The sequence below is a fragment of the Fibrobacter sp. UWS1 genome (assembly GCF_002300445.1).
Lineage (GTDB): Bacteria > Fibrobacterota > Fibrobacteria > Fibrobacterales > Fibrobacteraceae > Hallerella > Hallerella intestinalis.
Map to the genome: position 1 here is coordinate 1,703,034 of NZ_NSGW01000001.1, position 12,555 is coordinate 1,715,588.

The 12,555-nt window shown below is 48.8% G+C and carries 10 protein-coding genes; 7 read left to right on the forward strand and 3 right to left on the reverse strand.

Going from position 1 to position 12,555, the window contains the following annotated elements; translation table 11 throughout:
* Nucleotides 1–44 precede the first annotated feature (44 nt).
* The gene (locus BGX14_RS07300) at nt 45–452 is read left to right on the forward strand and encodes a Fur family transcriptional regulator (protein ID WP_073301563.1); all 408 of its coding nucleotides are present in this window, start codon (nt 45–47) and stop codon (nt 450–452) included.
* On the opposite strand, the gene tsaA is transcribed toward BGX14_RS07300, so the two are convergent.
* Genes tsaA through BGX14_RS07315 form a run of 3 tightly spaced genes read right to left on the reverse strand, consistent with a single transcriptional unit; the run spans nt 407 to nt 4,168 of the window.
* Complete coding sequence (gene tsaA, locus BGX14_RS07305) at nt 407–1,210, reverse strand: tRNA (N6-threonylcarbamoyladenosine(37)-N6)-methyltransferase TrmO (RefSeq protein ID WP_095879498.1); 804 nt, start codon at nt 1,208–1,210, stop codon at nt 407–409. The genes BGX14_RS07300 and tsaA overlap by 46 nt on opposite strands.
* Before the next feature lies 1 nt (nt 1,211).
* Entirely contained in the window at nt 1,212–3,326 is a 2,115-nt protein-coding gene (locus BGX14_RS07310; RefSeq protein WP_095879499.1) for a glycosyl hydrolase, read from the reverse strand.
* 38 nt (nt 3,327–3,364) lie between these two features.
* Nucleotides 3,365–4,168, reverse strand: coding sequence for a hypothetical protein (locus BGX14_RS07315; protein ID WP_078775476.1), 804 nt, complete (start codon nt 4,166–4,168; stop codon nt 3,365–3,367).
* Nucleotides 4,169–4,525: 357 nt separating this feature from the next.
* Between BGX14_RS07315 and BGX14_RS07320 the strand changes: the two genes are divergently transcribed.
* From BGX14_RS07320 to BGX14_RS07345, 6 genes are read left to right on the forward strand one after another with little or no spacing between them, the layout of a single operon-like run.
* The gene (locus BGX14_RS07320) at nt 4,526–6,328 is read left to right on the forward strand and encodes a S41 family peptidase (protein WP_073301555.1); all 1,803 of its coding nucleotides are present in this window, start codon (nt 4,526–4,528) and stop codon (nt 6,326–6,328) included.
* Nucleotides 6,329–6,332: 4 nt separating this feature from the next.
* Complete coding sequence (locus BGX14_RS07325; RefSeq protein ID WP_073301553.1) at nt 6,333–7,118, forward strand: ABC transporter permease; 786 nt, start codon at nt 6,333–6,335, stop codon at nt 7,116–7,118.
* On the forward strand, nt 7,115–7,456 hold the full coding sequence (locus tag BGX14_RS07330) for a DUF721 domain-containing protein (RefSeq protein ID WP_078775480.1): 342 nt from the start codon (nt 7,115–7,117) through the stop codon (nt 7,454–7,456). Before BGX14_RS07325 ends, BGX14_RS07330 begins: the two co-directional genes overlap by 4 nt.
* A 21-nt stretch (nt 7,457–7,477) precedes the next feature.
* Complete coding sequence (gene gyrB / locus BGX14_RS07335) at nt 7,478–9,385, forward strand: DNA topoisomerase (ATP-hydrolyzing) subunit B (RefSeq protein ID WP_073301549.1); 1,908 nt, start codon at nt 7,478–7,480, stop codon at nt 9,383–9,385.
* 7 nt (nt 9,386–9,392) lie between these two features.
* Complete coding sequence (locus BGX14_RS07340; protein WP_095879501.1) at nt 9,393–10,400, forward strand: polyprenyl synthetase family protein; 1,008 nt, start codon at nt 9,393–9,395, stop codon at nt 10,398–10,400.
* Nucleotides 10,401–10,409: 9 nt separating this feature from the next.
* Entirely contained in the window at nt 10,410–12,554 is a 2,145-nt protein-coding gene (locus BGX14_RS07345) for an ATP-dependent helicase (protein WP_078775484.1), read from the forward strand.
* Nucleotide 12,555: the final 1 nt, after the last annotated feature.

Genomic DNA, 12,555 nt, shown 5'->3' on the forward strand with positions numbered 1-12,555 from the left:
TTACAAGAGGAAGGGGGCAGGCCACTGCTCCCTTTTTATTTTCTATGAATCTGTCGGAATCTTTGAAAAGCAAGAACATACGCCCGTCCATTCAACGGATGCGCATTTTAGATTATTTGCATTCGCAAAAAAATCATCCGACAGTCGATACGATTTACGAAGCTCTGCATCCCGAAATTCCAACTCTTTCCCGCACGACGGTTTACAATACGTTGCAGACTTTTCAAAAATGCCATCTGGTTTCCGCTTTGGACTTTGGCGACGGCAGCATCCACTATGATGCGGACACTTTTCCGCACATCCACTTTAAATGCCAGGAATGCAACGCCATCCACGATGTATTTGTCGTTCCCGAAGACATTCAAAAGCATCTGGAAAAAGGAACCATTCTGACTTCTTCTCAATTTTACGCTTTCGGCATTTGTGCAAAATGCGCTAAAAAATCCCGGTGAATAGGCTTGTCGCCATAAATATCCTCTCCGGCTTTTAAATCCTCCGCCGAGTAGCCGCTGTAAATTTGTAACAATTCAATTTGCCGACGGGATTCGTCAAAGGAAAAAGCAATCCGGAAAGTCCGAAACGCCAATTCCGCTCGAGACCGAATAGAATCCACCCGAACCCGACGACGCGAAGCATCCAACGGAGAGTGGCACAGCTGGCATTCCGCAAAACTTTGCAAATCCCAACCGCAGGCTGCGGCAATCCAATCGCTCTGCGCTTTAAATTCCGGCGAAGACAAAACCGTCCACTCAAGAGAATTTTGCAAATCGACCCAACCCGATTTGGCTTCGGGGAAAGCATCCGCCTTGGGAATATACGGTTTTATATCCAAAATGGGCGTGCCATTCAACAAGTCCGCTTCATCCACATTCAACGTCAGATTTTCCACGGACAAAAGTCGAACGCAAGAAATGCCGATGGGATTCGGGCGATACGGGCTTCTGGAAGCAAAGACGCCGACACGTTCATGATCTATTGGAGGAACAGGCGGTCGCACTGTCGGACGCCAGCCCGCATTCCGATGAAAAAGGAACAGAACCCAAATCCGTTCAAAGCCCTCGATATCCCGAAGAGCTTCTTCGAAGCCCCGGTGAGACAAAAGCTCTATTTTCCCGGGATGCCCGCGAAAAAAAACGCCTTGTCGAGGAACTTCGTATTTGAACGACGCCTTGCTCGTGAAATAGCCGATTTCCTCAACGGTAAAAGGCATTTTACTTTTTGACAGCGGTCATGGTCCTGCTCCCGGAACGAATCGTGTAAACGCCCGCTTTTAAATTTTGCAAATGCAGAACATGACCCGATATGTCCGACGAAGAAAGTTCGCCATTCCAAACCAGACGCCCCTGCATGTCATAAATTTTTGAAACGCCGCCAAACTTTTGTGAAGCAACCTGCACACGCTGCGGAATGGAAGCGTCACTGCAACCCGTCGCAAAAATTTTAGAAATGTAAAATCCCGAAGCATTGCTGTTGAATTTCAAACGGTTCGAAGCATTACCGGCTTCCTTTTCCAAAGAAATCGACGAGGAAACCCAAGAGGCACTGCCCGCCTGAACTCCGTATTTGTAATCCACCCATTCCGCGCCCACGCCACCGATATTGACATAGGCCGTCGTATCGTCTGCGCTGTGCATGACAACCACCAAATCCGAACACTTGGCAAAATTATCCACCTGTTCCGCAGAAAGCGCAAAATAGGCGTGCTTGTATCCGCAATCACCCTGATCACACCCCGCCTGTTTCACAAAAACATAACTTGAAACGCCATCGACCGTCGATGTTCCATAAACCGGAGTTGAAAGCGACGTGTCGGCGGACCAGCCTTCCGCCGTCGAAGTTTTGCTGTAATCCACAATCATCAGCGTGTCCGACGAAGACGGTTCCACATAACTCGGGTCGCTCGTTTCATCGACACAAGTCTGCACGCTTGGCGCACTCGCCGTCTGGGTGTAAACGAGAGAAGTAATGGAACGAGCCGGCAACGCATAACAGCCCGCTATCGTGATATTTTTGCTTTTCGCTCCATTTTCCTTGGATTGCACCGCAAGAGCGACATTCATTCCCGAAACAGTCGGCGCATCTATGCGAATTTCGGTATTTCCTGTATTGACAAGCACCAGCGTCACCGAGTCGGCGTTTTCACTCTTAAAAGCGACGGTTTTCAAATCGCTTGCCGCCGATTCCGTCGAAACGACACTCCAACCCGGATTCACAAATTTGGAGTAATGGCGCATCGCATGATATTCCGGAGAGATGACGATTTCGTCTTTTTCGCAACTTCCCCAGCCCGCAGTGCAAACGCCTATCAGCTGACCTTTGCCTTCGCCCCACAGCAATTCCCATGCGATATAGCCGCCGAGTTTTCCATCCGTAAATCCCACCTGCATAATGTGCGCGAGCCCGACCATGTAACTTTCCACACCGTTTTCCGCCATAGAGCAGAATTCCGTCATGATAATCGGTTTCGCATCCGAGCCGTAATTCTGGGCAATCGCCTTCATCGGGCTGCGGAAATTTTCGGGATTTTTGTAATTCGCAAGAGAGGTGTCGTTACCGTTTCCCGCATGGTACAGATGGTAAGCGTAACCGTCCAATTTAGAATCGTCCAGTTCCTTCATGTAGTTCTGAAAATTGCTGTAACCGATGCCGAGCGGCTCCGGTCCAAGAATTTTAGGGGCCCCCGAAACCGTGTTCATCGTATCGCGAACGGCGGCCAGAGCCTGCGCATAGCCCGCCATCGTAGAGGTTTCTGTCGGGCGAAAAAGCGTTTCTTCATACTCGGCAAACATATCGGGTTCGTTCTGGATGCTGATGTAATCCGGAGCGATTCCCGCCGACTTATACGCCAAAAAGGAGCGTTTCCACCAGCTCGCAAACTCGCTATAGACGTAATTCCCATAAGGATCTGAAGAAGACGACTTAAGAGTCCCCAAAGTAGAGGCCCCCACATTACCCATTACACTCCCGCTCGGCTTCAAACTCGCCGGAGCCGACCAGCTGGACATTTCGATTTTCAGATGAGAACCCAAACGCTGCTTTGCCGCCTGAACGATTTTCACGTCGTCAGCGATGCTTGTCGTATCTTCCTGTTTCCAGTTTCCGATGCGCAAAAGGGAAAGGTTCAACCCCGTAAATGCCGTATCGTAAAGAGCCTGTTGGTTTGCTTCCGAAAGGTGCGTAATCCAGCTCTGGTAATACACAACTCCGCCGCCAAAACCCACAATTTTCTGAGCCGTTTGTTCGGGATTCACCGTCACCGTTGCCGCAAATGCAAAGGATGCGGCACATGCCACACTCGCTAAAATTTTCCATTCTCGTTCAAGCACAAAAAACTCCTTTTTTAATGGCTTTTAGAAAAATAAATTCATTCTTGGCAAAGGGATGCCGCCTTATCTATATATTGCTGAAGAAAAGTCGAATCGGACAACGCTAAACGAAGCCATTCCGCCAAAGTGAACTTTTGATCCAATTCTCGGACAAGGCAAGAACAATCCTTCTTCGAGGCCGCCAGCAAGCAAGAATCCATCAGATATTTTTTCAGCTCCGGCGTAAATTTTTCCGGCATACAAGAAAGGAACATCTCCATCAGCAGGGAATCTTTTTGCGCATCCTCCCGGCGAAGAATTTCCAACAATTTGCGCCAATTATCGCCCGCAATCAATTTCTGATAGCCGCAATCACAGATTTTTTCGGACTGTTTCCGCCCCAAATAGGGCAACAGTTCCACGGCGCATTCCGCGACAACCACATTCTTGTATTCCGGCGATTCCAAAAGGAGCGCAGCAAAACCCTGCACCAAATCCGCATCGACGCCCAAAGCTTCTAGAGCCGCCGCCTCTTCCGGAGACAATGCGATTTCTGGAACCTGAGCATCCTCGCTAACAGCCAGCGAGCCGAGCGACGCCCCCGACTTCATCGCCGCATCGCATTCCGCCGACGCCTGTTTTACAAATTTAGAAAATCCCAAATCCTCTTTGCCGCGACGCATCTTGAGTTCAATCGCGTCAATCTGCGCTTGGGAATACTTGCGTTCCACCTTGGAAAAAACGCATTCGCAAAATTTTTCGGACGAGCCACCAGCCACGCAGCTTTCCACAAAATTGGACTCGACATTTTCCGAAAGAGCCGCCAGCGCCAACGAAACCGCAAAGAAAAGAGAAAGGAACATTCGGCAAATCATGCAGCTATTATAGAAAAGAATCGTTTCCTTTTCGCAAGCCATCTCGCTATTTCCGGGCGTTTCCCGCCTGCGGCGGGCCGCTCCCTAGCATTATCGCCTTCGGCGTCCGTTCAGCCAAATTTCCAGAAATTTGTCCGAACCCATCCGGGCGTCGGTCGATTAGTTATTAGTTCCAACTCCTAACTTCCAACTAACTTATTTCAGAAAAGTTCCGCCGCACACCTTGCCGCCATTTTTTAGAGTTCTTTCATTCCCAGGACTTTCCGATTTGTATATGCTTTCTATCGGCGGGTTCTTTTCCCGATTTCTTTTTTCAATAATCCTTAAATTTTATATGTTTATCGCATGAAATTCAAAACGTCATTTTCGTGCATCGTTTTTAAAACGATTTTCCTGATTACTTTTGCGGCGAGCGTCGCTTCATCCGCAACTTCCAAATCCGAAAAGAAAGCCCCTGGCGATTTTTACGAGGAACTTTCCCGGCTGAACAAAGTTCTTTCGGAAATCAATTTGAAATATGTAGAAAGTGTGGATCCGGCGGAACTTTCCGAATCGGCGATTCAAGGAATGCGAAACATTTTGGATCCGCATACGGCGGTTTTCGCCCCTAAGGATTACGAGGATTTGAAGGTTTCGACGGAAGGGGAATTCGGCGGCGTCGGCATTACGATTAGCCTTCGCGACAACATCCTCACGGTGATTTCTCCGTTGGCGGGAACGCCCGCTTTCAAATTGGGCATTCGAGCTGGCGACCGCATTATGAAGATCGGCGGCAAAGACACGAAGGGATGGACTTTGGACGAAGCGGTTGGCGAACTCCGCGGAAAAGTCGGAACCGATGTGACGATAAGCATTGCACGAGCTGGCGTGACGGATTTGATGGATTTTACCATTACCCGCGCGAAGATCGTCGTCCACGCCGTTCCTTACAGCGGAATGCTGACCAAGGATATCGGCTACATCAAATTGGCTTCGTTCTCCTTGAAAACCCGGGAAGAAGTCGTCGATGCCATTCAGCGTTTGCAGAAGCAAGGAATGAAAAAACTCGTTTTGGATTTGCGCTACAATCCGGGCGGACTTTTAAATCAGGCGGTGGAAATCGGCGAACTCTTTTTGAACAAAGGGGATTTGATTGTCAGCACGCGTGGCCGGACACAACAGACAGAAAGTCGCGCCCATAAAAATGGAATCGTGTCTCCGGATGTGCCGCTAGTCGTTCTGGTAAACCAAGGTTCGGCAAGTGCCGCAGAAATTGTATCCGGCGCTATCCAGGATTGGGACCGCGGTCTGATCATAGGCAGGACGTCTTTTGGCAAAGGCTCCGTGCAGACGATTTTCCCGCTGGACAATCAGGGTTACGCATTGAAGCTGACGACAGCCTTCTATTATTTGCCATTTGGCCGCTGCATCAACAAGCCGGAAAACGGCATTAAAGGATTGAAAATCCGCGAAGAGGAAGCTCTGGCCGAAGAAGAAGGACTGGATGAACCGGCGGACTCCGTAAAAGCGGCAAGCGATACTGTCGCACAAGACACGTTCTTTACCAATGCCGGGCGCAAAATGTATGGCGGCGGCGGAATTACGCCAGACGTGGACGTGGAACTGGACCCGATTCCTTGGGTTGTTCAAGTGCAGGAACGGATGACGATGTATTTCAAATTCGCCGTCAAAATCCGCCCCAGTTTGGAAAAGCAAGGCGTAAAAATCGACGGCGACTGGCAAGTTCCCGATTCCCTGTTTACGCAGTTCAAAGAGTTCTGCCTGAAGGATACCAATTTCACCAAAATCAAAAGCAATTCCATTGCGACTCTTGAAATTCTGGAAAAGGATTTGATTCGCGAACAGAACTTTATGGGCGATTCTTCCAAAACCCTTTCCGATACGCTTCTTAGCGCACAAGTTAACGCTCTTCGCAAGGCGTTGGAAAACGATCGGAACAATCAGTTTGAAGAGAACCGCGAATATATTATGGACGGCATTAAGCGGGAGCTTTTGACTTCCATCGTGGGCGATTCCGCCAGCACGGCGTTTGTACTGAAAAAAGACGCCCAAGTCAAGGAAGCGATTAAATATCTGTCGGATATGGATTTATACAAAAAGACGATCAGCGCTCCGACAAAATCTCCGGCGAAGGGCAAAAAGAAATAGCGCAATGTTTGCTGTAATGGACATAGCGGCAGAGAGCCTTGGACATTATGTTCGAAAATGTTTTGAAACGGTCCAAGGTTACTTTGTGTTTATGTGGGAGCTGGGAAAAAGCATTCCCAGTTCTTTTCGCAATTTCCATACAATTGTCGAACAGATGTACATTACAGGGATTACAAGCATCCCTGTGGTTTTTGCGGCGAGCCTGGCGACGGGCGCGATTATGGCGTGGCAGCTCGCCTACCAATTCGGAGACATGATTCCGCTGGTATTCGTGGGAATGGCCGTCGGAAAATCCGTGATGGTCGAGCTGTGCCCGATTTTGACGGCGATGGTTCTGGCGGGTCGCGTGGGAGCTTCGATGTGTTCGGAACTCGGCACGATGGCGGTAACAGAACAGCTGGACGCCTATAACGTTCTCGGTTTGAATCCCTACCGTTTTCTGCTGGCACCGCGGCTGATTGCCACTGTCGTCATGCTTCCCATCTTGACGATCATCAGCATTTTCATCGGCATCGTCGGCGGTTATGCGACAGCGTTCCTGTACAAGGAAGTGTCTTTTTCCACCTTCTTTTACGGCGTTCGAATGTTTTACGAAGACTGGGATTTCGCCGTGGGACTCATCAAGGCAGCACTTTACGGATTTTTCATTGCCAGTTACGCCTGCTTTTTTGGATACAATACGCACAGTGGAGCAGAAGGCGTCGGAAAAAGCACCAAGGCGACGGTAGTTGCCGGCATGACCAGCATTCTAGTTGGCGGCTTCGTTCTCTCCAAGTTGTTGCTCGTATGATGTTTGCCGAAGATTGTCCCAAAAAACGCAGAACGGATCCCAAAGAACATAAATTGAAGAGTCTAACCCATGCGGGAGTCATCCTTGCCAAAGTTCTTTCCGCAGGCGCACTGGGAGAAAAGCAATACCTTTTCAAGCTGGTTTCCAACATCGAAACCCTTTTTGGAAAGCCGATGTCGGAGCACTTGAAAATCGTAGATTTACAGGATTCCGTTTTGGTGCTAAAAGCCTCGAATTCCGTGTGGAAAAGCGAGTCCGCCTACCAGAAAAAAGCTATTATTGAGCGTTGTAACGGGCTCTTGGGCGTGAAATACGTCAAGAATATCCGATTCGTTTAATTTTGAAGTACAGAGGTTTTCATGGCAGAAGAATATAGTGGCTCCAGCATTACCGTTCTTGAAGGACTGGAAGCTGTCCGGGTTCGTCCGGCGATGTATATCGGTTCAACCGATTCCGTGGGCCTTCACCATCTTGTTTGGGAAGTTGTAGATAACTCTGTCGATGAAGCGCTGGCCGGTTTTTGCTCCCATATCGAAATCTCCATTTTGCCGGGAAACGGCATTCGCGTCGTCGATAACGGGCGCGGCATTCCGACGGACATCCACCCCAAGGAGCATGTGGGAACGATTCAGGTCGTCATGACGAAATTGCACGCGGGTGGAAAATTCGACAGCAATTCCTACAAGGTTTCTGCCGGTTTGCACGGCGTAGGCGTGAGCTGCGTAAATGCGCTCTCTACAAAACTGATTGTGACCGTTCGGCGAAATGGCCGCATGATTCAGCAGGAATTTTCTAAAGGAAAGCCTCTTGCCGAGCAAAAGGATATCGGGCCTTCGGACGGTTCAACGGGAACGACTGTGGAATTTTATCCGGACGACAGCATTTTCACGGAAACCGTTTACGATTACAGCATTCTTGCAGAACGCTTCCGCGAGCTGGCTTTCTTGATGAGCGGGCTCCGCATTTCCTTGTCGGACACCCGCACTCCAGACGGAAAAAGCGATTCCTTCTATTTCCCGGGCGGCGTTTCGGCTTTCGTCAAATATGTGGATGAACATCGCAAGCCGCTTTTCGATGAACCGATTCACATTTCTACGACAGCGGGCACTTATCCGCTAGAAGTCGCCCTCTGGTATAACGACGGCTACCAAGAAAACTTTTTCAGCTTCGTGAACAACGTGAATACGCATGATGGCGGAACGCACGTCACGGGATTTAAAACGGCGATGACCCGCATCATCGGCAAGTATGTGCAAGAAATTCTGCCCAAAGGCAAAAAGGATACGCAGATTGCCGCAGACGATATTCGCGAAGGCCTAACGGCGGTCATTTCGATTAAAATTCCACAGCCGCAGTTTGAAGGACAGACCAAACGCCGTTTGGGAAATTCGGAAGTTGCCGGTTTGGTGAACACGGCTTTCGGAGCGAAAATCGACGAGTTCTTTGCGGAAAATCCGGCGATTGTCCGAGCGATTGTCGATAAGGTTTACAACGCCGCGGTTGCTCGCGAAGCGGCGCACAAGGCTCGGAATTTGGCCCGGCGCAAAAATGTTTTGGAAAGCGGCGGACTTCCGGGAAAGCTCGCGGATTGCAGCGAGCGCGACCCCGCAAAATGCGAGCTCTTTATTGTGGAAGGAGATTCTGCAGGCGGTTCTGCAAAGCAAGGACGTCGCCGGGAATTTCAGGCGATTCTGCCTTTGCGCGGAAAAATTTTGAACGTCGAAAAAGCGGGACTGGACCGTGTGCTGAATGCGGATTCGATTCAGGATTTGGTAAACGCTTTGGGCTGCGGTATCGGCAACGAATTCAAATTGGAAAAATTGCGCTATCACAAAGTCATCATCATGACCGATGCCGATGTCGATGGTTCCCACATCCAGACGCTTCTTCTCACCTTCTTCTTCCGCTATATGCGTCCGCTTGTCGATGGCGGTTACGTCTTTGTCGCCCAGCCTCCCCTTTTCCGTTTGTCGCAAGGAAAAAAGCTCATTCGCTACATCTTCGACGAAGCGGAACTGGCAAGCGTTGACGCTGCCGAAAAAAAGAATTACGACATCCAGCGTTACAAAGGTCTGGGTGAAATGAATCCGGAACAGCTCGCCGAAACGACGATGAATCCGGAATCCCGCATCATGAAAAAATGCCATATTCGCGATGCGGTTTTGGCGGACAACGTTTTCAGTATGCTGATGGGCGAAGACGTGGAACCTCGCCGCAAATTTATTGAAGAAAACGCCTACAAAGTCATCAACGATTTGGACATTTGATTTTGCCATGAATTTTTCCGGACACAGTTCCTTTCAAGAAGTGCTTCAGACCGCCCGAACGCAAGTTCAGGAATATCTGAACCGGGCAGATGAAACCATTATCGCTGTCGCGCGTTCGGCACCAGATGGCGTTTCAGAACGCATGATGAAGCTCATTCAGCGGAAAGGAAAAAAAGTTCGCTCCACGGTTCTGGCCCTGATTGCTACGGCGGGAAAGGAACTTCCGGAATCGGACCGGGTGGCTCACGCCTGTGCGGGCGTTGAATTGCTGCATTTGGCGAGCCTTGTCCATGACGACATCATAGACGGCACGACTCTCCGCCGCGGGGAACGCACTGCCCATGTGGAATGGGGAAATAAAGTCGCCGTTTTGATGGGCGATTACATTTTGTCTCAAGCGATGCGAGCGGTGATTCACGAAAAAGAACGGAAAATTCCTTTGGAACTGTCGTCGGCAGCAAATCGCCTGATTGTCGGGGAAATTTGCGAGTTGGACTCCACGGGAGACGTGAACATTTCCTTGGAACGCTACAATCGGATTATCGAAGGGAAAACCGCAGCGTTAATAGAAGCCAGTGCCCGAATAGGAGCATTCATCGCGGGATTTTCAAAAGACGATGTAGAAAAATTTGGCAAAATCGGTTCCCATTTCGGAATCGCCTTCCAGATTATCGACGATCTTTTGGACTATGGCGTCGGCGCTAGCAATTTGGACAAAGCCAAATTCACGGACATTTCCAACGGCCTGACGACTCTTCCGCTGATTCTTTATCTGCAACACGAACCGGAAAACAACAAGCAGGCGATGCAAGAACTTTTAACGCGAACCGCCGAAGCCGGCGTTCCCGAAGAAATCTGCCGACGTTTGCAGAAATCCAGCGCTTTTGATAAAACGAAAGAGATGGCGATGCAGCATATTATGGATGCGTCGGAAATCTCGGACTCTCTTCCCAAAAATGAGCATATCGAAACGCTCAAAGCGTTCTTGTTGTCGATGGCGGAACGCGGAAATTAAAATCGGATTTTGGAAGATTTTCTTTCACAACTCAACAAGGAACAGCTGTCGGCGGTAGAAACGACCGAAGGCCATATACGCGTGATGGCCGGAGCAGGAACGGGAAAAACAAAAACACTGACTTCCCGATATGCGTATCTGGTTTCGGAATTGGGAATTTCGCCTGCAAACATCTTGACGGTTACATTTACCAATCGAGCCGCCAATGAAATGAAAAGCCGGGTGCGAGCGATGCTCGGCGATTTGGATTTGGGATTTATCAGTACGATTCACGCATTTTGCACCCGATTCTTGAAAGAAGAAATCTACCGGCTGGGATATCCCAAAAATTTTATTGTGATCGATACGGAAGATCAGCGGCAAATGTTGCAGCGGATTTTTGCCGATATGAAAATCACCCTTCGCGACACGACAATGCGACGGACAATCGACCAAGTGCTGGAAGGAAAGAAAATCACAGACGATTACATTTCGGAATTCATACGCAATTCCAGCGAGGAGCTGTTACAAAAAATCGCCGCAGAACCCGAAAAGAACAACCAGATTTTTTTGCGTTATCTTTACGAACAAAAGAAAAATTACGGATTGGATTTTAACGACCTCATCAATTTTACCGGTTACATTCTAAACGTTTTTCCAGAAGCTCGAGAAGCATGGCAAAGCCGGATGCAATATGTGATGGTGGACGAATTTCAGGATGTGAGCCAAAAGCAATACGCCATTGCTCAGACGCTTTCTGCAAAGCACGGCAATCTTTTTATCGTCGGCGACAGCGACCAGACGATTTATTCTTGGCGCGATGCACACGTGCAGCTCTTTTTGGATTTCGACAAAAAATATCCAGATGCCAAAACGATTGTTTTGAAAGACAATTACCGCAGTACGCCGCAGATTTTAAAAACGGCGAACTCATTGATTGCACATAATTCGGTGCGTTTTCCCAAGGAATTGCGCGCATTGCATTCCGACGGAGCGAAAACCCTCTACTTTCATGCGAAAAAACCTCAAGATGAAGCGAATTGGATTGCGGATACAATGGGAAATCTGGTCTCTCAAGGAGCAAGCCTTGGCGACATTGCCGTTTTGTATCGATCGCATTTTATGTCTCGCGGCATCGAAGAAATTTTGATTCAGCGAAAAATTCCGTACCGTATTCTTTCGGGCATTTCCTTTTACGAGCGCAAAGAAATTAAAGATGTCATCGCTTATTTAAGAATGCTCACGACACAGGACGACATCGCTTTTTTGCGCGCGATTCAAACGCCGAGTCGAAAAATCGGCAAAAAGAAAATCGAATTTTTGAAAGAATACGCCGAAGCGAATCGCATTTCCCTTTACAATGCTCTTCTCGAAAATTTGGACAGTGAAATTTTTCGGGGAACGGGAGCCAAGCGTTTTGTTCAAGCGATTGCAGCCACACAAAAAGGAATGGAAAACAAACCGATGGACGACATCCTCGACGAAATTCTGGATCTTTCGGGATATACGGAATTTATTCGGATGGATGCGGAGCAAGATCGTCTGGACAACATTGCAGAATTGAAACAGTCGGTGGCGCAAGCCGCTCACGATCCCGACGCCAATCTGGAAGATTTTCTTTCTCGAGTCGCATTATATGGAAATTTGGACAAGGAAGAACGCCGAAATGCGGTTAAATTGTTGAGCGTCCATGCTGCAAAAGGTTTAGAATATCCGTTCGTCTTTGTAACGGGACTTTCCGAAGGCTTATTCCCCAGTGCGCAAATCGAAACGGCAGAAGAAATGGAAGAGGAACGCCGAATCGCCTATGTCGCTTTCACTCGAGCCAAAGAGAGGCTCTTCCTTTCGGAAAATGAAGGTGGCGGCGACGCGAATTTGAGCAAATTTCCCTCTCGCTTTATTTTTGAATCCGGAGAAGAAAATCTGGAATTTGTGCGACCTCTTCCCGACGACTTGCGCAAAAATGCGCTGCGAAAAATTCAGCAGAGCGAAGAGAGTTTACAACTACTGCAAAATCTGTTTTTTGTCGGCGACCGGGTTCGGCATAAAATTTTTGGAGAAGGAAAGATAACAGCCGTCGATATCTCGGCGGCTGCGTATGTGGTTCAATTTGACAACTTGAAAACGCCGCGAAGCCTACAATTTTCGGCTAAGCTGGAAAAATTGCCGGATTGAA